This window comes from Pseudomonas sp. S36 (assembly GCF_016647875.1).
In the GTDB taxonomy this organism is placed as follows: Bacteria; Pseudomonadota; Gammaproteobacteria; order Pseudomonadales; family Pseudomonadaceae; genus Aquipseudomonas; species Aquipseudomonas parafulva.
Genome location: NZ_JACVVG010000005.1, coordinates 64,868 through 86,727 on the forward strand (window position 1 = coordinate 64,868; position 21,860 = coordinate 86,727).

Genomic DNA, 21,860 nt, shown 5'->3' on the forward strand with positions numbered 1-21,860 from the left:
CAGGTATCCGAACGTCGCCCTCGACAAAGCGGCCTGCGGGCAACGGCGATCTACTGGCAGACACATAAAAATGATGAGGCGGCCCGACCGCCCCACGTTCTTCATGACTGCCAATGGAAACCGGAGAGCACCCGCATGTCCGCAACTCATGAGGTATCCCCCGCCACCCTGCGTCGCGTCATCGCCGCTTCAGCCATCGGCAACTTTGTCGAATGGTTCGACTTTGCGGTGTATGGCTTTCTCGCCACCCTGATCGCCAGCCAGTTCTTTGCCAGCGAAGATGCCAGCGTGGCCTTGCTCAAGACGTTCGCCGTGTTTGCGGTGGCCTTTGCCCTGCGCCCGCTGGGCGGTATCGTGTTCGGCGCGCTGGGCGACCGCCTTGGGCGCAAGCGCATCCTGTCGTTGACCATCCTGCTGATGGCGGGCTCCACGACGCTCATCGGCTTGCTGCCCACCTACGCCAGCATCGGCCTGGCGGCGCCGGCGCTGCTCACCCTGGCGCGCTGCCTGCAAGGATTTTCTGCCGGTGGCGAGTATGCCGGTGCCTGCGCCTACCTGATGGAGCATGCGCCTGACGACAAGCGCGCGTTCTATGGCAGCTTCGTACCGGTGTCCACCTTCTCCGCCTTCGCCTGCGCCGCTGTGATCGCCTATGGCCTGGAGGCCAGCTTGTCTGCCGAAGCCATGAGTGCGTGGGGCTGGCGTGTCCCCTTCCTGATCGCCGCCCCGTTGGGCCTGGTGGGCCTGTACCTGCGCTGGCGCATGGAAGAAACCCCGGCGTTCCGCGAGGCGCTTGCCCAGGGCAAGGTCCACGAGCATTCACCGCTCAAGGACACCTTGCGCCACCATGGCCGCACCATCCGCAACCTGGGTGCGTTCATCTCGCTGACCGCGCTGTCGTTCTATATGTTCACCACGTACTTCGCCACCTACCTGCAACTGGTGGGCAACCTGACCCGCGCCCAGTCGCTGCTGGTCACCACGGTGGCGCTGATCTTCGCCGCGGTAGGGTGCCCGCTGGCAGGGGCATTTTCCGACCGTGTGGGGCGGCGCAAGACCATCGGCTTTACCTGCCTGTGGGTGATGGCCTGCGTGTTCCCGGCCTATTGGCTGGCGAGCTCCGGTTCCATGCCCGGGGCACTGCTGGGGGTGATCCTGTTGGCGGTGGGCGCCCTGTGCAGCGGCGTGGTCACGGCAGCGCTGCTGTCCGAGAGCTTCCCCACCCGCACCCGCTATACCGCGTCGGCCATCACCTACAATGTGGCCTACACCCTGTTCGGCGGCACCGCCCCCCTGGTGGCGACGTGGCTGATCGGGCAGACCGGCAGCAGCCTGGCACCGGCCTTCTACCTGGTGGCGATCGCGTTGGTGGCCTTGATTGGCGGGCTGGCGCTGCCGGAAACCTCGCGCATTTCGCTGCATGACGAGGCGGCGACAAACCCGGTAAGCAGCGGCGCGCGTCCCGCGGTTTGAGGCGAGAGGGCCGCAGTGCGGCCCCGGTTCGTTAATCGCACACTTTCGCCAGGCCAGCACTGGGTGCAATTGACTATATTAACCGGCTGGTACAAAACTGGAGGCATTCAACAACAACAAAGCGATACTCCCCATGAAGCCCCTCATTCTTGTGCTCAACGGCCCCAACCTGAACATGCTGGGTACCCGCGAACCCTCCCAGTACGGCTACGAGACACTGGCCGACCTGGCGCAGGGCTGTGCTGACACTGCCCAAACATTGAACCTGGACATCGAGTTCCGCCAGACCAACCACGAAGGCGAGCTGATCGACTGGATACATGCCGCCCGCGGCCGCTGCGCCGGCATCGTCATCAACCCTGGCGCCTGGACACATACCTCTGTGGCCATCCGCGATGCCTTGGTCGCCAGCGAGGTGCCGGTGATCGAGGTGCACCTGTCCAATGTGCACAAGCGTGAGCCTTTCAGGCACCTGTCGTTCATTTCATCCATCGCCGTCGGTGTTATCTGCGGCCTGGGCAGCCATGGCTACCGCATGGCCATCAGTCATTTCGGCGCGCTGTTGCAGGAGCGTGCGGCATGAGCCAGCAGGCAATCCTTGCCGGCCTCATCGGCCGTGGCATCCAACTGTCGCGCACCCCGGCGCTGCACGAGCACGAAGGGGATGCCCAAGCCTTGCGTTACCTGTATCGCCTGATTGATGCCGACCAGTTGCAGCTGGATGACAGCGCCCTGCCCAGCTTGCTCGATGGCGCGCAGCGCACCGGCTTTACCGGCTTGAACATCACCTACCCCTTCAAACAGTCGATTCTTCCGCTGCTGGATGAGCTGTCCGAGGAAGCCAGGGGCATCGGCGCGGTCAACACCGTTGTGTTCAAGGATGGCAAACGCGTGGGCCACAACACCGACTGCCTGGGCTTCGCCGAGGGCCTGCGCCGGGGCCTGCCAGATGTATCACGGCGGGTGGTGGTGCAGCTGGGGGCTGGCGGCGCGGGCTCGGCGGTGGCGCACGCCCTGCTGGCCGAAGGGGTTGGCCAATTGGTGCTGTTCGAAGTGGACGCTGCCCGGGCTCAGGCCCTGGTCGACAACCTCAATGCCCATTTCGGCGCCGAGCGAGCGGTCTTGGGGACTGACCTGGCCCCTGCCCTGGCAGACGCAGACGGTTTGGTCAACACCACGCCGGTGGGCATGGCCAAGCTGCCCGGCACCCCATTGCCGGTAGAGCTGTTGCACCCGGACCTGTGGGTAGCAGAAATCATTTACTTCCCACTGGAAACCGAATTGCTGCGCGCCGCGAGGGCCATTGGCTGTCGCACGCTCGATGGCAGCAACATGGCCGTATTCCAAGCGGTGAAGGCATTCGAGCTGTTCAGCGGAAAGCAAGCTGACGCCGCACGCATGCAAGCGCATTTCGCCAGCTTTACTTGAAACCAAGGGCTGCCGCCCAGCCCTTGGGTGCGGTTCAATCGTCGAGGGGTTTTGGCGGGGCGGCGGGTTTTGCAGGTTTGGCTGCCTTGCCAGGCTTGCTTTCCTTGGCCCCCTCTTGCGGCGCCGCCGCTACCGGTTCTGGCGCCTTCACGGCTTTTTCAGTGGCGGGCAGATCGTCCACCGCCTTGAGAATTACCTGCGGGTCCAGCGCGTCACCGGTGTCATCATCCTTGAGCATGTGCCGCTCGCCGTCCTTGCCAACCAGAATCACCTTGGTGCCTTTGCTGGCACCGAGCTTCAACTCGCGGATCAAGGCCATGGTGGTCTGCTGCTCGAGGTTCTTGTCGTCACGCTTGCCCATCATCTGAGCCACGCTGAACAACACCAGGCCCCGTTCCTTGAAGGCCGCCTGGGTGGCTGGGTCTTCGAATGCCTTGTTGACCGCCCTCAGGGTCGGGTCGGCACTGCTGGGGGCGATGATGACCAACGGCCTTGCCTTGCCCAGCTCCTTGGCCAGCGGTGCATCGCTGTCTGCAGCGAACAATGGGCTAGCAACGGCGAGCAGGGTGGCGAGGGTCAGTGACCGGACGAGCATGCGCATCTCCTTATTCTCTCGATAAACCAAAGACTACAGATCCTGGAGAAAGATCCGACGCGGGAGCCTAAACCAACTGGGCTGGCAATGGGCCTGCGCAAAAGTAACCTGGCGTTTCTAGCCACCACATGCAGACCAGGAAAAGCCCCCAACGCGTGCACTTGAGCATAGCCCAAACCTACATCGTTGCCCTGCCTGCACAGGTACAGTACACGCCTTCAACCTCAGTCGACGGCGGTATCCAGGGCATGCCGGGTCAGCTCCAGCATCAGCGTGCGCTCCGCTGCCTGGCGCTGGTCAGCGATGGTGGCGGTTTGCTCCAGGCGCTGCATCTCGCTGAGCCCTGGGGCTTCCTGCATGGCCTCCAGGCGCTCATGAAATGGGGCATTCAACGCCTCGAACCGCTCAGGGTAGGCACTGCGCAGGTGGCGGCACCAGAACTCTCGCCCCAGCAGCGAAGCGGCCAGTTGCTCCGTGCTTTCGGCCGCCAGCACCCGACTGCGGGCCTGGCTGATGTGCCGCTCGTTAACACCGGCCACTTCGCGAAACGTCATGCCACGGGTGTTGACGGGCAGGTCCAGGTCGTCACGCAACGCCAGGCGATAGGCCAGCGCCACTTCGATCAGATCAGGGTCGGCACCGGAGCGCTGGCGCATCTGCATGTCCTCCATCGCGATGTGGTCCACTTCATCCATGCGCCACAGCTGCCTGCCCAGGTGCAGCAGCATCTGCTGCTGGTCGCCCGCCTGCGCGCTGGCTTCGGCCTGCCACACCAGCAGGCGCAGTTCCAGGTCGCTGAACCGGAGGGCGACACTGTCCTGGCAGGTAAGCTGCTCGGCGTCACTGAACATCGCGTCTCGCAGCTCCGCTGAATCACGCATGGCCTGCAATAGGCCCATGACCCGACAGGCCAGGTAGCGCGCGCCGGTGCGGTTCTGGAAGTCGGCGGTTTCCGTCAAGCGCTGCAACAAGTTGAAAAACTGCGCAGCGCCTTGCATAGCCTGCAGCGGCTCCCAACATGCACCCAGTTCCGTGCGCTGGTCCATGCCGATGGCGTCCATCCAGCGCAAGCGGGCCAACGCCCAGGCGCGGGCATCGTCCAGCGAGGCCGCCGACTGCAGCGCCTCCTGCAGCCGCTCGCGCTCGGCGTCGGTCAAGGGGTTGCCACTGAGGTGCACCTCGCCCTGCACCCACAACGTCGATTCGTAGAACCCTTCGGGCAATTCGGTGATCTGGTTGTCACGCAGGTCCAATACCCTCAGCGAGGTGTTTTCCATCAACAGGTAAGGAAGGCTGCGCAGCTGGGTACCGGCCAACCGCAGCTCGTGCAGGTGGATCAGGCCATTGACCGCGAACGGCCTGCCCAGCGGGTTGCGCGACAGGTCGAGAAAGCGCAGGTTGGCGCAACTGGCAAGGATGGTCGCCTGGCCCGGGTCCAGGCTGATGAGGTTGCAGGAAAGGTCGAGTGTCCAGAGGTTTTCCATCTGCAGCAATGCGTGTGGGACCCGCGGCAGACGGTTGTTGGGCATCTCCAGCGACCGCACATTGGAAAACGCCCGCAGAAAGCTTTCGGGCAGTTGGGTGATGTGAGCGTCACGCAGGGTCAGCGAATACACATGGTCGAAGTTGGCCTGTTCTGGCAGCTCCGGGAAGGTTTCGGTGTGAATGCCAATCATGTCCCAACGGTATGCCTGGATCAGGTCGTTGCCATGGGTGCCCTGATCAAGCACGTGCTGCCAGCAGTTCTGCAAGGCCTGCCGAAGCTCACGGCGCCGCTGCCGTTCTGCACGTGTGGAGCCGCGGCTGGTCCACAGGCGCAGCTGAACATTGATCTGCTCGAACTCCTGCTCCACCTGATGCAGGCGTGCCTCCACGCCCCCTGGCGCCTCTTGCGCCTGGGCCAGCCAGGCATTGAGCTGACCATCGGTATAGGTTGGGTAGAGTAACCGCAGCCTGCGGTGATAGGGGTTGGGGCGCCGGCTTCTGCGCCCGCTCAACGGGTAGCCAACCCGGCCATCCGGCAGGCGAACCGGCATCCGCCAGGCACCAGGGTCGCTGCTGCCCAGCAAGCCCGGCAAGGTCGTGCGGTTGGCTTCGGTGAGCCGTAGCACGCGGGCTTGCAAGTGCTCGGCGAAAGGGGCTTCAAGCTGCAGGGTAGCGAGGTCTGCCTGGTCGCACACGCTGGCCATGACCTGGAACAACTCACCCGCAGGTGCCAGCACCCGGCCTTGTGCGTCGAGCACGCTGAACAGGCCATCGTCGTACAGCACGTCCAGCACCCGCTGCCCCGACTGAGTGTCAGCCAGCAGGGCACCCCTCGCCTGGCTGCTGAACAGCCGCCAGCGGACCCTTGCCGAGGCACCTGCCAGGTGACGCAGCATACCGAACGCCAGCCGTGCCACATCAGTGCTCTGGGGAGTATCGAAGTACAGCGCTTCGAGTGCCCGGTCCAGGCGTATCTGCAGCGAGCGTACCCGCGCGGCCTCGGCCAACTGCAGCGGTACACGCCCCGTCAGCTTCAGCCGCTCCAGGTCTGCCTGGCTGGCACGGCGCAACAAGGCTTGCGCAGCGCTGCCATACAAGCGAGGGAAAACACGGCATAACGCCCGGCAGCCCTCGTCATCCGGTTGCGGCAGCGCCTGGTACAAGCGCTGCAGCAATGGCCGCCGTTGCGCGTGCACCCAGTTTGCCAACTGTTCCCGCGTGCGCCCTTGCTCGAACGGGGGCGCAATCACGTCGTCAAACCACTGAAAGTCGTCGGCAGGCCCACCAGCACGCAGCTGCGCAACCAGCCCGCGCAAACGTTGCTCAAGCCCTGCCCGTAGCGCTGTATCGATCAGACCGGGGGCACAGGCATCCGCGCTCAGGTGCAATGCTCGCAGCTGTGCATCGTCCAGGCCGTGAACAGCCAGCACGTGGTCGATAGCGCTGTCGTCCAGTTCGGCCATCGGGCCGCCAAGGCGCCGGAACAGGTAGCGTGTACCTTGCCAGTCCATGGGCGACTCGCTCCACAGCCGCCAGGCACCGGCCCCATTGTGTTGCAGCAAAGGGCCATACCCGTCACGGGGCAGCAGTTGCCACTGCCCATCGGTGGGGCGTTGCTGCACGCGGTACGTCTGCCCGTCCATGCGTATCCAGGCATGCGCGTCGTTGCGGCTGACGCCTTGGGCATCGGTGACGGCATGCGCAGGTGGTTGTTCGCTATGAAAAGGGGCAAGGTCCCCGGCCCACAAGCGCTCGCCGCCGCCCTGGACGTTGGCCTGGACCAGGCTGTCTACCCAAGCGGAACGCTTCCAGGCTTGGCGCACCACGTGCACGCCGGCAGCGCCGGCCGCCACCAGTGCCAGGTCGGTGGCCACGTGGTCGAGGTGCTCCAAAGCCTGCTCGGCCTCACCCTCCTGCCAGGCGTCCAGGGCATAGAAGGCCTCTTGCAACAGGCTCCACACCGTCACAGCCAACAGCACAGCGCCGATGCCCGGCACCCACAGGCTGGCAAGCCCCAGCAATGTCCAGCCCTCAGCCGCAAGGCGCTGCTCGTGAGCCTGCTCGCGTTCGCGGTCCAGTTGCTGGACGGGCGGTAGCAATGTGGCTGCATCGGATTGGATCTGCGCGATGCGCGCGAGCGCAAGGCTCTCGAACAGCGGCCCGGGCAATGGATAGGCGCGGGGGTACAGGTCGGCGGTGGCCCATGCCGGGATATCGTGATAGAAGCGGGTGGCCAGCTTGGCGAAGAACCCCTGGCTGTCACGACGGCGCACGAAACGGGCGAAGAATTGCTGGTAGGGCTTTTCACGCAGACGGGCGTTCAGCACCTTGCGGGCAAACCGCGCCAGGTTTTCTGCAGCGCTCCAGGCGCCCTGCGGGTCGCCAGGGATGTACACCAGTACACGCCGGCTGGACGTATAGAACGGTGCCAGGGACTCGTCTCGCACGTCCAACACCACAATCTGCTGCAACGGGCAGCCCAGCACTTCGAGGTTTTTCGCAACCACGCGATCGCCTTGCAGGGGCCCCAACCGGCCATCACGCCAAAGGTTGATCAGCAAACCCAGTTCCGCCTCGGTCAATACGCCACGCGCACGGGCCTTGAATGCGTCGATCAGCATCTCGTGCCGGGTCAGTTCCCCCAGCACCGCAACCATGGCCGCGGGGGCAAGGTGGGCCTGCAGATGCGCCTGATAGCGCGCTCCAAGGTCCAGCTCGCGAATCAGGCGGGCGAACTGGGCAGCGTGAGGTTCACGCAAACGCTGCCCTGCCCCGTTGTGCAATCCGGCCCCGGGCGCAAGGATGCCTGGCGTGGCTTCGTCAGCGGTGAAATTGCGCAGCACAGCTTCCAGCAGCGGGATCTGGTAATACACCCTTTGAGTCAGCGGGACGCGAATCGGGGCGTAGGTCAGCAAGGGCACCTGGTAGGCATTGCGAAACCACAATTGATCCACTGGCACACTCACCCCATGGCGCTGGGCGAGGGCCGCTTGCAGCAGGGGCGTGATGAAGTGATCGATGCCTTGGATGGCCGCCCAGCGCACACTGAGCCGCTGCCGGCAGGCCAGGCTGCTGCGCAGCGCCTGGCACACGACGGGCATGTGCTGATGGCTGACAGCCTTGAGCCAGGTGGGCAGTTGCGCGGCGAGAAGCCGGTCCTGGCCCGCTTGCTCGAGCAGGTTGGGTTGAGTGGTGGTGTCCATCCGGTGCTCCCGCAATGTCGATACGGGTGCCAGGGTATGCAAAGGTCGCCCCATTGAAGTGGCGACCTACTACCACCCACACGGGTCACGCGCCGCCCTAGAACAACAGCATCTGGTGATCAACCAACGCCGCGAAGCTGTCGCCTACAAAAGGCAGAATCGCGTCAGCGACCGGTTGCAACTGACGCGTCAGGTAATGCTCGTAGTCGATCGGTGCCCTGCGGTTTTCCAGCGGCTCGGGCCCGGACGTGGTCATCACATAGCTGATCCAGCCACCGCGCTGATACTGCAGGCCACGGCCAAGCTGGCGATTGTAGTCATCGGCAAGGCGTGCGGCACGGACATGGGGCGGCACGTTGCGCTGGTACTCCGCCAGCGGCCGACGCAAGCGCTTGCGGTAGACCAGCAGTTCGTCCTGCTCGCCGGCGAGGGTGCGCGCCACATACCCGCGCACGTAATCACGGTAGGGCTCGCCCCGGAAGATGCGGCCATACAACTGCTGCTGGAACGCCCTGGCCAGCGGCGACCAGTCGGTGCGCACCGACTCGAGCCCTTTGTAGACCATGTCTTCGGTACCATCGGCACGCTGCACCAGCCCGGCATAGCGTTTTTTGCTGCCTTCATCGGTGCCGCGGATGGTCGGCATCAGAAAACGCCGGTAATGGGTTTCGAACTGCAGTTCCAGGGCGCTCTCGATGCCCAGTGTCTGCTGCAGGTGCCCTTGCCACCACTGGTTGACCTCGGCCACCAGTGCCTTGCCGATCTGCGCGGCAGCCGCCTCATCGTGGGCCGTTTTCAGCCACACGAACGTGGAGTCGGTGTCGCCGTAGATCACATCGAACCCTCGCGCTTCGATCAACGCGCGGGTTTGTCGCATGATCTGGTGGCCACGCAGGGTAATCGAGGATGCCAACCGCGCGTCGAAGAAGCGGCAGCCACTGGAGCCCAACACGCCGTAAAAGGCGTTCATGATGATTTTCAGGGCTTGTGACAACGGCGCATTGCCGACCTGCTTGGCCTGCTCCCTGCCCTGCCAAACGCGCTCGACGATGGCCGGCAGGCAATGCCGGGTTCGCGAGAAACGCGCCCCCCTGAAGCCCTCCACCGCGTGCTGGTCATCGGGCTGGCCCAGGCCCTCGACCAGCCCGACCGGGTCGATCAGGAACGTGCGAATGATCGAGGGGTACAGGCTCTTGTAGTCCAGCACCAGCACCGAATGATACAACCCTGGCCGCGAATCCATGACAAAACCGCCCGGGCTGGCTTCTTCCGGCCGGCTGCCCAGGTTGGGCGCGACAAACCCAAGGCGGTGCATGTGGGGCATGTACAAGTGGCAGAACGCAGCCACCGATCCCCCGCTGCGATCGGCTGCAAGCCCGGTTACCGAGGCGCGCTCCAGTAGAAATTCCAGCAACCGGGTATGGGCAAAGATGCGTGTGACCAGTTCGCAGTCCTTGAGGTTGTAGCGCGCCAGGGCCGGCTTGTCCTCGGCGAACATACGGTTGATTTCATCCATGCGCTGGTAGGGCGTGCTGATCGCCTTGCCATCGCCCAGCAGGGTCTGGGCAACGTTCTCCAGGCTGAACGACGGGAAGCTCCAGGTGGCCGACCGCAGCGCCTCGATCCCGTCGATCAGCAGGCGCCCCGGCACCTCGGCAAACACGTGCCCGCCCTTGGCGTGGGCGCGCAGTGTCATGGGTGCACCGCCCCGGCCCAGCGCCAGGGGCACCTGCAGGCGCCCGGCGTGCTCGTGCAGCAGGCGCAGGTCGAACTGCACGACGTTCCAGCCGATGATCGCGTCCGGGTCGTGGCGCGCCACCCACTGGTTCAGGCAATGCAGCAAGGCGGCCCTGTCGGTGCAGTAGTGCAGGTCGAAATCTACCTGCGCCGCATCGCCGTTGGCCGGCCCGAGCATGTACACCTGGCGCTGGCCGCAACCTTCCAGGGCGATGCTGTACAACTCGCCGCGCTCGGTGGTTTCGATATCCAGCGACACCAGCCGCAGCGGCGGCCGGTACTCGGCGACCGGCTTGAGCTGGGCTTCGCACACCACGCCCTGGGCATCGACCTGGCCTGCGAACTGCACAGGGGCGGTGATGAAGCGCTCCATCAAGTAGCGTTCCGGTGGCCGTATGTCGGCCTCGAACACGTCGATACCCGCCGTGCGCAGGCGCTGCTCAAGCTGCAGCAACTGGCGATACTGCCGGCAATACAACCCCAGCACCGGGCGCTGGTCGAAAGCCTTGAGCCCAAGCGGGCGCAGCTCCACGCCCGGCTCGTCGGCCAGCAGCACCCGGGCATGGGCCTGTTGCGCCTGGGGGATGAACGCCACCGACACCTGAGGCGCCAGGCGCAGCAATCGTGGCCCGTGGTCGGTGGCCAGCCAGAACTCCACGCAGGTACCTTCAGGCGTGTCGTACCAGTGCCGGGTCAGCACGAAGCCCTGCTGCAACTCCACCCCATTGCCCTCTGCATCACTTGTCGAAGGCCAATTGTACCCGTGCGGCCAACAGCCCACACCCCGAAGCGGGTTCAGCCGTACAGGTAGTTGATGTCCTTCAGGGCCAACGGCGGCACCTGCCCCAGCAGAAAGTCACGCAGCTTGTGCATCTGCCGGGCCTTGGGGCTGGCTTTGAGCCAGGTCATGTAGTAACCGTCACCGGTGGCCACGGCGTGCTTGAAAGGCGTCACCAGGCGACCTGCGGCGAGGTCTGCGCTGGCCAGTACCAAGTCGACCACCGAGATACCCAACCCCTGCTGAGCGGCGGAAATACCTTGGTCCAGCGTGTCGAACACCTGCCCCTGGTCGATGCTGATGTCCAGCGCATCCATGCGCGCCAGCCAGCGCCGCCAGTCCCTGCGGTCGGGGGACGGGTGCAGGAACTCACAGTGGTTCAGGTCCGCCAGTGCGGGCTGCGCCTGCGCCATGTAGTCGGGGTGGCACACCGGGATCAGCCATTCATCGAACAGCCGGAAACTCTCTATATCGGCCGGGAAACGGCCGCTGGCCAACAAGATCGCGCAGTCGTAGGGCTCGGAGTAGAAGTCCACGGTGTCGATGTCCATCCACACGCTGGACAACTGCACGCTGCAGGTGTCTTCGTGCTTCTTGAAGCCGTCGAGCGCCCGCAGCAGCCAGCGCACGGTCAATGTGGAGGGGGCCTTCAGGCGCAGCCCGTAGCGGTCCTGGCGCAGCAATGCACAGGCGTTCTCGATGATCTTGAACCCGACTTTGAGCTCCTGGGCCAGCAGACGACCGTGCTCGGTGAGGCTCAGCTTGGGGCCGCGTCGCTCGAACAGGTCGCAGCCGAACATGGCTTCCAGCGTCTTGATGTGATGGCTGACGGCGCCCTGGGTCAGGGCCAGCTCTTCCGCGGCGCGGGTGAAAGAACCATACCGAGAGGCCACCTCGAAGGCACGCAGGGCGTGCAAGGCCTGAATCCGTTCCGACATGTGTAGATCCCAAGCATGAGCGAGACTAATAGTAGGTCATAGTTCCACACGTTTTACAACGTGAAGCGGGTTTCGGAAAATGCAGTTAATTTACAAATATAACCAAGATCCTGCCTGCAAATGTGTGGAACGTTCATCTAATTTACATCTGGGGAAATCATGTTTACGGGATATGGACACTGCTATCGCCTGGATGCGCTGGAGCTGACCGCCGAACATGGAAGCAACAAGCAACACTGGACTCACTCAACCTTGGAGCACTTTCGCAACATCCTCGCCAACCCCGACTTCCCCTGCCTGTTCGGCCGCAAGGCAGTCAACGGCCAAACCTGCCATGTTCTATTCGCCCGCGCCGAGCAACTGGCTGATGACGTCGCCCAGGGGCTTGCGGACTACGTGCGCCATGTCGGCCCCATCAAACCCAAGCAGCGCATCGGCAGCCCACTGGTGGTGTTTCTCGAAACGGCCACCGACAGCACCCTGGCCCAGCAGCAGGCGCTGGCCTGGAAGGTACTGCGTGGCGTGCATGCGCGAGACCCTCACCCCTGGCCACAAGGGGTACCGACCGACCCCGATGATACGAACTGGTCATTCTGCTACGCCGGCATGCCGCTGTTCATCAACATGAACTTCCCCGGCCACCAGGCCATGAAAAGCCGCAACCTGGGCCCGCACATCACCCTGGTCATCAACCCCCGGGAGAACTTCGACGAAGTCGCCAATGCCGGCACCGAGAGTGGCAAGCGCATCCGTGAGCGGATCCGCGAGCGCGTGCACCACTACAACGACGGCGTGATGCCCGACACCCTCGGCTTCTTCGGCGATGCCGACAACTACGAATGGAAGCAATACCAGTTGCAGGAGGCGGGTTCACTGAACCCGCCACGTTGCCCTTTTCATGCCCACGCCGCCACCCAGGCAGTACCTGACATCCTTACCGAGAACTGAACGTGAATACCGCCCTGACCGCCACCTACGCCCTCACCGTGCTGCTGCTGATCGCCACCCCTGGGCCAGTCGTGGCATTGATCGTCAACACTGCCGCCGCCTCCGGCTCGCGCAAGGCCATCTTCACGGCCTTGGGCACCAACTGGGCGTCACTGGTGCTGATTGCTGCGGCTGCCTGGATCATCCTCACCAGTGCCGCCATCGACAAGGCCTGGCTCAGCACCATGAGCCTGCTGGGCTGCCTGTTCATCGGGTACATCGCAGTGGGCACGCTCAAGGAGGCCCTCCACGCGCCAGCAACGGACACCGCGAACGACGCCGTGAAACCTGGCCGTGGCGGCCTGTGGCAGGGCTTCATGGTGGGCATATCCAACCCCAAGGACATCATTTTTTTCATCGCCTTCTTCCCGCAGTTCATCCAGATCACCGAGTCGTTTGGCAAGAGCATGGTGGTGCTGTCGTTGCTGTGGGTCATCATCGACTTCGCGGTGCTCAGCTTGTACATCTTCGCCATCGGGAAGATTGCCTCTGAGCGCAGCAACCGCTTCATCAGCCTGGCTTCGGGTGTGGCGCTGCTGCTGATCGCCATCGGTGGCCTGCTGTACAACGTCAGGGAACTGGCTGCCTGACGGCAGCGCCGGAGCATCCAGGACACCCTCCAAAGCCCCCTGTTCATTGACCGCCTGCATCGGAAGGGTCTAGGCAATAACGCCCGGGTCGCAACGAGCGGCGGCACGGCTTGCCTGACAATCGTCGGTTGGCCTTTCGGCAAGCCCCATTCGGTGGCTAGAATACAAAGTCGTTCCGATTTGCCAGAGGCGCACGCTTGACTGCCATGATTACCGAAGCCGTCCATCACCGCCTGGCAACCTGCGGGGCAAGCCTATGAGGCCGCTGCACCGCTTACCGGTGCTGCTGGTTGCCCTTGCGCCTGTGCTTGCCCAGGCGCTGGAGGTGCACATCGACCCCCACGCCGACCTGCTGTATCGCCAGGCCTTGCCGCTGCTTGAACAGGCGGACAATCAAGACGACAGCCCGGGCAGTTTGCGCACGGCACTGGGTGACGACGCGGAGCTCAGCCGCCAGGGCCAGGCCATGGCCCACACCCTGCCCACCGCTGTGGCATTGCTGAAAAAGTCGGTGGAGCTTGGCCACCCGGTGGCGCAGTACCGCCTGGCGCTGTACTACATGACCTACCTGCCATCCGCGCAAATTTCCGATGCTGCCTGCCCGTTGCTCGAAGCCAGCCTGAGCCAGGGCTTTGCTGCACCGGCGCCCGCCATTGCTACCTGGTGCCCCCCCTACAATGCCAGTGCCGATTACCGCGCGGCACTGGAAGCCATCCCCAGCATGGCCACCCTGTATGCGGCCTATTACCCGCAACCTGCCACGCGCCTGGCCTGTAACCGCAACCAGCCCCAGGGGCTGTCCATGCTGTGGGGCCGCCAGCGCGACTATCAGGCTGAGGTGTACCGGCTGCTCAGCGACCTTGACCCACAGCACCGCCCGACGCTGCTGCAAAAGGCGGTGGATACCAACGGCTGTGTCACTGCCCAGCAGCACTTGACCAGCCGCCCCTAGGGCAAGCGGACAGCAAGAACGTTCAAGCCAGGCCCTGCCCCGTCTGGCATGCTGGCCTGCCTTACATCCTGTGCGCCAGCCATCATGCCCCAGTTCGCCCGCCACGCCTTCCTGCACGGCGCCCTCGCCATTGTGCCGCTGTCCCTGGCGGTTGCCCCCTGGGGGCTGCTGGCCGGCTCCATGGCCATCGAAGCCAACCTCAGCGCGCTGCAAGGCCAAGGGCTGTCGGCCATTGTCTTCGCCGGCGCCGCGCAACTAGTGGCGATCGGCATGCTGAAAGGCGGCGCCAACCTGGCCTCTATCCTGCTCACCACCTTGCTGCTGACCTCGCAGCACCTGCTGTACGGCCTGTCGATGCGCCCGGTGCTGTCGCCACTGCCACTGCGCTGGCGCCTGGGCCTGGGCTTTCTGCTGACCGACGAGTTTTTCGCCCTGACCAGCCGCTACGACCAGCAGCAGTTCAACCGCTGGTATGCGCTGGGGGTTGGGCTGACCTTCTACGTTGCCTGGAACCTGTTCACCCTGGTCGGCATCATCGTGGGGCAGAACATTCCACACCTCGACCAGTTGGGCCTGGACTTTTCCATCGTCGCCACCTTCGTCGCCCTGATCACGCCACTGGTGCGCAACCTGCCCACGCTGGTGTGTGTGGCGGTGTCGTTGTTCACCTCGGTGCTGTTTACCCATTGGCACTGGGAAACCGCGCTGGTTGCCGCTGGCCTGCTGGGCATGGGTGCGGGCTTCGTGTGCCAGAAGCTGGCAGGGGGCCGTTCATGATCTGGCTGCTGATCGCCGGGATGGGCACCCTGGTGTTCCTGAACCGTTATGCGTTTCTGGAACCGCGCCTGCCCCTGCGCCTGGGCTCCAACGCCCGACAGTTTCTGGGCTTTGCAGTCCCAGGCATGCTGACGGCCATCTGTGGCCCGATCATCTTCATGCCCGACCACCAGCTTGACCTGAGCCTGTTGAACCCTTACCTGCTCGGCTCACTGGTGGCCATCGCCCTGGTGCTGTTGACCCGCCGCGTGTTGCTGAGCATGCTGGTGAGCATGTTGATCTTCTTTCTTCTGCGCAGTTGGCTGGCATGAGCACGCCCCTGCGCGAGCAGACTCACCTGTGGCAGGCGCCAGCGCTGGGCGACGTGGAGATGCTGCACGCCCGCTACGTTCAGCAGCGCTTTGCCCCGCATGTACATGAAGGGTATGTGTTCACGGTGATAGAGTCCGGCGCGCAACGTTTCTGGCACCGTGGCAGCGAGCACTTGGCGCCTGTGGGCAGCATGGTGCTGATCAACCCTGACGAGCTGCATACCGGGGCCAAGGCCCATGAGGCTGGCTGGCAATACCGCGGCTTTTACCCGGAACACCAACGCGTAACCGGCGTGCTCGAAGAACTGGAACTGAGCCGGCAAGGCATGCCGCGCTTCAGGGACAGCGTGATTGTCGACCCGGCCCTGGCAGCGGCCTTCAGCCAACTGCACCGGTTGTCCGAAAGCAGTGCCAGCGCGTTGCAGCAGCAGACGGCCTGGCGCCAAGCGGTGCTGGCACTGGTGCAGCGCCACGGGCAAGGCGCCGAGCCATCCGCCCCTGGCCAGGAGCCGCTGGCGGTAGCCCGTGCGCGGGAAATGCTGGAAACGCACCTGGCCGAACCGCCCTCGCTGGAAGCGCTGGCCGCTGCAGTCAATTTGTCGCCCTTTCACTTTGCCCGGGTGTTCCGCCAGGCCACAGGCCTGCCACCCCACGCGTGGTTGAAGCAGCGACGCCTGGCGCGGGCCAGGGAAATGCTCAGGCGCGGCCTGGCCGCATCGGACGTGGCCTTCACCCTGGGCTTTGCCGACCAGAGCCACCTGAACCGGCAGTTCAAGCAGGCCTACGGGGTGACGCCGGGGGCCTATCGCAGCGCCTGTCGCTACGCCTGAACTGCGTCAAGGCGCCCCAGGCGGTTCTACCACCCGCTGCTACACTCAAGTGGCTGAATGGAGGATGCGGCCATGTCCGAAAAAGAGATCACCACCCTTCTGTCACTGATGAACCAGCGCCAGGCCTGCCTGAGCAGTGCTTTCAAGGAAATTGCCGACTGGATCGACCGCCAGGGCGATGTGCCTGCGGCTGGGAAGATTCGTGCAAGCCTCAGGGCGCTGGAGGCTGACGAGGCGCGGGTACGCAAGACGCTGACGTCGCTGACCCTGGACAGACCGCTGCCCAGGTTCCGCAGTTGAGCTGCCAGGGCCGCGGCGCGGCCCCGGCTCAACCGGTCAGTGGCTCATGTGCATGTGGTCGTGCCCACTGCCGGCCTCGGCGGTGAGCGAGCGCACCTCTGCCTGTACCTCTACGGTTTCCTTCACGCCATTGGCAGTTTCGACGGTGAGGGTCAGCGGCACTTTCTCACCTTCCTTCACCTGACCATTCAGGCCCATCAGCATCACATGCAGCCCATTGGGGTCCAGGGTCACGGCTTTGCCAGCAGGCAACTCGACCGCTTTGACTTCGCGCATGCCCATGACGTCGCCATTCATGGTCATCTCGTGAACCTGCACGGTCTTGGCCACTGGCGAGGCCACGCTCACCAGCTTGCTGTCAGTATCGGCCGTGAGCGTCATGAACGCACCAGTGGACTGCTGGTGCGGCACGCTGGCGCGCACCCACGCATCGTTCACGGTGGTCTGGGCCAGTGCCGGCAGGCCCAGGCTCATGAGAAAAAGGGCCGCCAGGCCATGCTTGACTGGTTGCATCGACATTCAGCAGATCTCCATCAGGGTAACCAGGTCCTCGGCACATTCCTTGGCGTTCAGGGAATGGCCCAGGCTCAGGCGCAGGGTGCCACGCGTGTCGTAGACGTAGCTGGTGGACGAATGGGAAATGGTATAGGTGTCGCCGGCCGGGACTTTCTCGTGGAACACCTTGAACTCCCGAGCCACGGCGTCGATCTCTTCAGGCGTACCGGTCAGCGCCGTGAAAGTGGGGTCGAATGCCTTGACGTAGGCATCGAGCACTTCGGGCGTATCGCGCTCAGGGTCCAGGGTAATGAACACCACCTGGAACAGGTCACGGTCACGCCCCCGCAGCAACTTGCGAATTTGTGCGGCACGCGCCAGCGTGGTGGGGCAAATGGCCGGGCACTGGGTGAAGCCGAAGAAGATCATCGGCATGCTGCCATAGAAGCTCGACAGGGTGCGCACGTTGCCTTGAGGGTCCTTGAGGCTGAACTTGCGCCCCAGGATCTCGTTGCTCATGTTCTTGCCGTACTTGAACTCGAGCCCCCGGGCCGGGCTGCAGCCCGCCAGCAAACCGAGCCCGAGAACACCCATGCCGGCGACAACCGCGCGCCGGGTCAGTAGATCAGTCATGAAACCATCCTTTACAGGGAAGGTGCCGGCCCTCGGGACGGGCCAGCCAAAAACCGGGGCATTCTGGCATGCCCCCTGGGGGTGTTCTACCCAGGCCAGGCAGGAACGGCGCGCAGCCCTTTGAATACGGGCTGCGGCCTGTTGTCGCAGGGGTTGAAACCGTAACACTTTGTTGCTAAGCACATGTGTCAGGCCAACCTTTGACGCTGACGACGTCAGTAGTAGGCGTTCTCTTTCTGGCTGTGGTCGGTCACGTCGCGCACGCCTTTGAGCTCGGGTACGCGCTCCAGCAACGTACGCTCGATGCCGTCCTTCAAGGTCACATCGGCTTGGCCACAGCCCTGGCAGCCGCCGCCGAACTGCAGTACAGCGATACCGTCGTCAACCACATCCACCAGGCTGACCTGGCCGCCGTGGCTGGCAAGACCGGGGTTGATCTCGGTCTGCAGGTAGTAGTTGATGCGCTCGTTGATCGGGCTGTCTTCGTTCACCATCGGCACCTTGGCGTTAGGCGCCTTGATGGTCAGCTGGCCACCCATGCGGTCGGTGGCGTAGTCCACCAACGCATCTTCCAGAAACGGCACGCTTACCGCATCCAGGTACGCCGTGAAGCTTTTCAGGCCCACGGCAGTGTCATCAGGCTTTTCTTCGCCCGGCTTGCAGTAGGCAATGCACGTCTCTGCGTACTGGGTGCCCGGCTGAGTGATGAAAACGCGGATGCCGATGCCAGGCGTATTCTGCTTGGAGAGCAGATCGGCCAGGTAGTCATGGGCGGCGTCGGTAATGGTTATAGCGCTCATGTAGGTTCCTCACAGACTTGCGGCCAAGTGTACGCCAAGCCGGCCCTCTAACAAAGTCCTAGTATTTGACTCGGGAAAGGGCGTAGGCCTGGCCCGCCTCCTGCGGTGCGGCCAACCACGCACGCATGCGCCGGTACAGACCGCGTTCCAGCCATTGGTAACTGAACCACGACAGCAGCGCGATGGAAGGCACGCACAGGGCAAATACCAGGTAAGGGTTGAGCTGGAGCCGCTGGCTGGCGAACCACCCGGCATAGAGCACCAGCACATGGATCAGGTACACGGAATACGAGCAGTCACCCAGCGCCTTGAGCACGCGATTGCCCGCAAACAGCGGCTCCAGCGCGATGAAGGCGAGCACGATGAGCGCGCTGGGTATGCCCCAATGCAACAGGCGCTGGGACGCATCCAGGTGGTAGATGGCGAGTACTGCAGCCGTCAACAGCACCAGAGGCAGCCAGCGGCCCTGGCGGATCAGCCCCCGGCGGTACATCACCCCCAGGCCGATGCCCAGCAGGAACTCATAGATGATGTCATTGTTGTAGAAGCGGCTCAGCACGCCCATCCGGCCCAGCACTTCGCTGACCAGCAGCAATACCGCAGTGACCAGCAACAGGTGGTGCCGCTGGCGCACGAAAAAGGCCAGGCCGAACAACAGGTAGAACAGCATCTCGAAGTTCAGCGTCCACCCCACGTTAAGTGTCGGGTACAAGCCATACCCGCCGGGGTTCTCTGCCGGTATGAACAGCATCGACAGCAGCAGGTGATGCCAGCTGAACTCCTGGTGCGGCATCCATTGGCTGAACGCCAGCAGCAGTGCGGCCATCAGCGCCGTGTAGAACCAGTAGGCGGGCACGATGCGCAGTATTCGGTTAAGCAGGAACTCGCGCGGCGCTACGGTTTTATCCCGGGTTGACAGGTAGATGACCAGGCCGCTGATGACGAAGAAGATGTCCACGCCCACGGCGCCGCGGTCAGCCAGCAACTGGCCGACCGGCCCACTGGCCTTGAAATCGAAGAAGATCTGCATGAAATGGTGACATACCACCACCCAGGCAGCGAATGCCCGAAGTGCCTGAAGCGAATACAGCATGGAGTACCCTGCGATAACCGGTGCATTGAGGTATCGGCTGCAGCGTGGCGCCGATACCACCCACCGTTTGGGACCGCAGGGTGGCCAGAAAGGTCAGCGGCCCCGATCAGAGGTTCTCGTAGCGGTTCATGTCCAGCACCCCGGCTTCGACCGGTTCGGTTTCCTTGATGAAGCTGTTCAGGTCATGGAAGTAGAACCAGAACTGCGGGTGGCTACGGCGCACGCCCCAGCGCATGACGATGCGCTCGAACCTGGCCGGGTCATCCCTGGCGTCTTCCATGTCTTCGACGAATTCCGCTACATCACTGCTGGGAATGTTGAAGATGAAGTTGGGGTAGCTGCTGAGCACCCCGGGGTACAAGGTCAGGGTATCGAGGCCTGGCTCGTAGCGATAAGCCTCACCCAGCAGGAAGGCGACGTTGGTGTGCGCGCGGTTGCGCAACAAGCTGTACACCTGGCGCTGCCCGCCCTGCCCTTCGATGCGCAGCATGGTCGCCTCGGGCAACTGCTTGATCACCTTCAGCCCTGCCGCTGGCCGGGAGACTAGGCGGCTGAGGGACTGCTCCACATTACGGAACTCTTCGGTCATCTGCGGCCGTGAGCAGTACGCACCCTGGCAGCGGTTGATCGGGTCGGGTGCCACGTTGAGGCTGCCAGTGCGCTGCAGCAGCTTGAGGCCAAAGTCACGCTTGGGGTCGCGCGGATCCAGCACGATACCGCTCGGGGTATCCGTGTCGATGTCTTCATAGTCGAGCCACATCTTCACCTTGCCGCTGTTCTGGTACCAGTCGCTGAGGATGTCCTGACGCTGGCTGGCCGGCATCAGGCGCAGGAAGTTGACCTCGGCGCCATTGCGGATCAGGTCGAAGTACAGCCGCGTCTGCAGCTGGTGCGACAGGTTGCCGAACACATCGAAGTTCACCGCCAGCTGGTAGTACGTGCGTTCCAGCAACGGGTAATCGAACAGCCACACGGTGAGCGGCACATCGCCCACCAGGCCCTTGGTCACCGAGGCACTGTCGAAATGACGGAAAATGCTCAACAAGGCGTTGTCGTTGCCCGCCCACAGGGTCGCCCAGCCCGGCGCGGGCATCTGCGCGTAGGCTTCCCGGCGCAGTTTCTCGTAATCGTTGCGCTTGTCACGGTAGGCGCGCCACAGGCTCAGTACGTTGCCTACATCGTCATTCTGCCCAGGCATGGCCAGCAGTGGCGTGGCCTCGCCCCGGTAGGTTGCATCGGTAACGTAACGGTCGAAGGCCGGCTCCTGGAACAGCGCCCAGAAGTTGTCACGGATCACGTCGGTGGCGATCTGGCCACGGCACACAGGGCCGCGGATGAACGTGCGCACGAAGTACTCAGCGTTATCGAGCATGAACTGGTAGCGCGCCACCGCCGGGATCGCCTCGAAGGTTTCGAACGGGTTGGCGCGGTGGCGCGGCCCGTAGCCAGGCAAGGCGGTGGCGTGCCAGTCACCTGCGTAGAAGAGCTGTTTCACCCGCTTGAGCTTCTGCGGCCCCATCGGGTAGGTGATGTGGGTCTTGTGCACGATCACGCCCTGCACCGGGATCAGGCGGTAATAGAAGTCGGTGCCAGGCGGATCATTGGGGCGGCGGGTGGCGATGATGTCCACCGGCTGGCCGCTCGGGGTGCGCGAGCGTACCCACTGGAAGAAGTGGCCCTGCTCACCCCCAACGAAGTAGATATGGGCAAGGAACAGGTGCTCGTACAGCCAGCGCCCCACCAGCGCCTCGGTGGACCCTGGGCGGTTGAGCAGCTCTTCCCATTGCGTAATCTGGCTGGCTTCGGCAGCACTGGGCTTGATGGCCTGGTACTCCACCGGCGCACCGGCGGCCAGCCAGCGGCGCATGGTGTCGTATTCCTTGTCGGTCAGCCCGGTAACGGCCAGCGGCATGCCTTCCCTGGGGTGGGCGCCGGCATAGGCGTCGAACTCCTGAGGCAGCGGGCACATGTTGTTGCGGTTCAGCCCCAGCACGATCTCGTCCGGCACCTTGGCGTTGGGGGTGAGCGGGGTCTTGTGGCCGAGTTCGAGCATGCGCGCCATCAGCGCGGCCTGGCTGCCCTGGTTGTCGAGCACCGAGTAGAAACCTTTCTTGCGCCATTCTGCTTCGCTGTGGGCGTCGTAGAACAAGCGCGTGGTCGGTACCGCCTCGGCCCGCTCTCCCTGGTACACAGGCACCTTGGTAGCGCCGCGCACAGCGCCCTCGGCACTTTCCAGCTTGAGCTGGCAGGCCGCGTCGTTGCACGCATGGCAGGCCACGCACTTCTCGGTGAAGATCGGCTGGATGTCCCGGGTGTAGGAAATAGCCGGGCTGGATTGGGGCGCTTGCCCGAACACCGCGCTGCTGATCAGCAGGGCGAAGATACCGGCAAGAATACGATGCAGCATGTGCGCAGAGTCCTGGTTCTTGAAAGCCATCACGAGTGTTGCCTGGTA

The 21,860-nt window shown here is 63.8% G+C and carries 19 protein-coding genes; 10 read left to right on the forward strand and 9 right to left on the reverse strand.

Annotation, left to right across the window (positions count from 1 at the left end; translation table 11 throughout):
- The first annotated feature begins 135 nt into the window (after positions 1-135).
- The 3 genes from IAE36_RS04140 (at position 136) to IAE36_RS04150 (ending at position 2,901) form a co-directional block, all read left to right on the forward strand.
- Entirely contained in the window at positions 136-1,473 is a 1,338-nt protein-coding gene (locus IAE36_RS04140) for an MFS transporter (protein WP_201210421.1), read from the forward strand.
- A gap of 133 nt (positions 1,474-1,606) precedes the next feature.
- On the forward strand, positions 1,607-2,056 hold the full coding sequence (gene aroQ / locus IAE36_RS04145; protein ID WP_201210431.1) for a type II 3-dehydroquinate dehydratase: 450 nt from the start codon (positions 1,607-1,609) through the stop codon (positions 2,054-2,056).
- On the forward strand, positions 2,053-2,901 hold the full coding sequence (locus IAE36_RS04150) for a shikimate dehydrogenase (protein WP_201210433.1): 849 nt from the start codon (positions 2,053-2,055) through the stop codon (positions 2,899-2,901). Before aroQ ends, IAE36_RS04150 begins: the two co-directional genes overlap by 4 nt.
- A gap of 34 nt (positions 2,902-2,935) precedes the next feature.
- Here IAE36_RS04150 and IAE36_RS04155 read toward each other — a convergent pair whose 3' ends face one another.
- The 4 genes from IAE36_RS04155 to IAE36_RS04170 all read right to left on the reverse strand — a co-directional run bounded on the left by IAE36_RS04155 (position 2,936) and on the right by IAE36_RS04170 (position 11,637).
- Positions 2,936-3,496, reverse strand: a complete 561-nt coding sequence (locus IAE36_RS04155) for a DUF4174 domain-containing protein (protein WP_201210435.1) — start codon at positions 3,494-3,496, stop codon at positions 2,936-2,938.
- A 224-nt stretch (positions 3,497-3,720) separates the two neighbouring features.
- Entirely contained in the window at positions 3,721-8,184 is a 4,464-nt protein-coding gene (locus IAE36_RS04160; protein ID WP_201210437.1) for an NEL-type E3 ubiquitin ligase domain-containing protein, read from the reverse strand.
- A gap of 97 nt (positions 8,185-8,281) precedes the next feature.
- Complete coding sequence (locus IAE36_RS04165; protein WP_201210439.1) at positions 8,282-10,642, reverse strand: DNA polymerase II; 2,361 nt, start codon at positions 10,640-10,642, stop codon at positions 8,282-8,284.
- A gap of 74 nt (positions 10,643-10,716) precedes the next feature.
- Complete coding sequence (locus IAE36_RS04170) at positions 10,717-11,637, reverse strand: LysR substrate-binding domain-containing protein (RefSeq protein WP_201164085.1); 921 nt, start codon at positions 11,635-11,637, stop codon at positions 10,717-10,719.
- Positions 11,638-11,796: 159 nt separating this feature from the next.
- On the opposite strand from IAE36_RS04170, the gene IAE36_RS04175 reads away from it, so the two are divergent.
- The 7 genes from IAE36_RS04175 (at position 11,797) to IAE36_RS04205 (ending at position 16,384) form a co-directional block, all read left to right on the forward strand.
- Entirely contained in the window at positions 11,797-12,585 is a 789-nt protein-coding gene (locus tag IAE36_RS04175; RefSeq protein WP_060481202.1) for a YqcI/YcgG family protein, read from the forward strand.
- 2 nt (positions 12,586-12,587) lie between these two features.
- On the forward strand, positions 12,588-13,214 hold the full coding sequence (locus tag IAE36_RS04180; protein WP_201210441.1) for a LysE family translocator: 627 nt from the start codon (positions 12,588-12,590) through the stop codon (positions 13,212-13,214).
- Between the two features lie 256 nt (positions 13,215-13,470).
- Positions 13,471-14,166 carry a sel1 repeat family protein gene (locus IAE36_RS04185; RefSeq protein ID WP_201164082.1) on the forward strand — a complete coding sequence of 232 codons (696 nt, stop codon included), beginning with the start codon at positions 13,471-13,473 and terminating at the stop codon, positions 14,164-14,166.
- 84 nt (positions 14,167-14,250) lie between these two features.
- Positions 14,251-14,943, forward strand: coding sequence for an AzlC family ABC transporter permease (locus tag IAE36_RS04190; protein WP_201210443.1), 693 nt, complete (start codon positions 14,251-14,253; stop codon positions 14,941-14,943).
- Positions 14,940-15,254, forward strand: coding sequence for an AzlD domain-containing protein (locus tag IAE36_RS04195; RefSeq protein WP_028634476.1), 315 nt, complete (start codon positions 14,940-14,942; stop codon positions 15,252-15,254). The genes IAE36_RS04190 and IAE36_RS04195 overlap by 4 nt, the downstream gene beginning before the upstream one ends.
- Positions 15,251-16,084 (forward strand): AraC family transcriptional regulator, encoded by an 834-nt coding sequence (locus tag IAE36_RS04200; protein ID WP_060481198.1) that lies wholly within the window; start codon positions 15,251-15,253, stop codon positions 16,082-16,084. The genes IAE36_RS04195 and IAE36_RS04200 overlap by 4 nt, the downstream gene beginning before the upstream one ends.
- Positions 16,085-16,156: 72 nt before the next feature.
- Positions 16,157-16,384 (forward strand): hypothetical protein, encoded by a 228-nt coding sequence (locus IAE36_RS04205; protein ID WP_028634478.1) that lies wholly within the window; start codon positions 16,157-16,159, stop codon positions 16,382-16,384.
- A 36-nt stretch (positions 16,385-16,420) separates the two neighbouring features.
- Here IAE36_RS04205 and IAE36_RS04210 read toward each other — a convergent pair whose 3' ends face one another.
- From IAE36_RS04210 to IAE36_RS04230, 5 genes are all read right to left on the reverse strand, one after another.
- Positions 16,421-16,903, reverse strand: coding sequence for a copper chaperone PCu(A)C (locus tag IAE36_RS04210; protein WP_201210445.1), 483 nt, complete (start codon positions 16,901-16,903; stop codon positions 16,421-16,423).
- Positions 16,904-17,512, reverse strand: a complete 609-nt coding sequence (locus tag IAE36_RS04215) for an SCO family protein (protein ID WP_201210447.1) — start codon at positions 17,510-17,512, stop codon at positions 16,904-16,906.
- Between the two features lie 215 nt (positions 17,513-17,727).
- Positions 17,728-18,312 carry a Fe-S biogenesis protein NfuA gene (nfuA, locus tag IAE36_RS04220; protein WP_028634481.1) on the reverse strand — a complete coding sequence of 195 codons (585 nt, stop codon included), beginning with the start codon at positions 18,310-18,312 and terminating at the stop codon, positions 17,728-17,730.
- 58 nt (positions 18,313-18,370) lie between these two features.
- Entirely contained in the window at positions 18,371-19,405 is a 1,035-nt protein-coding gene (locus tag IAE36_RS04225; RefSeq protein ID WP_201210449.1) for an acyltransferase family protein, read from the reverse strand.
- A 106-nt stretch (positions 19,406-19,511) separates the two neighbouring features.
- Positions 19,512-21,812: a fatty acid cis/trans isomerase gene (locus IAE36_RS04230; protein WP_201210451.1), complete on the reverse strand. Its 2,301-nt coding sequence runs from the start codon at positions 21,810-21,812 to the stop codon at positions 19,512-19,514.
- Positions 21,813-21,860: the final 48 nt, after the last annotated feature.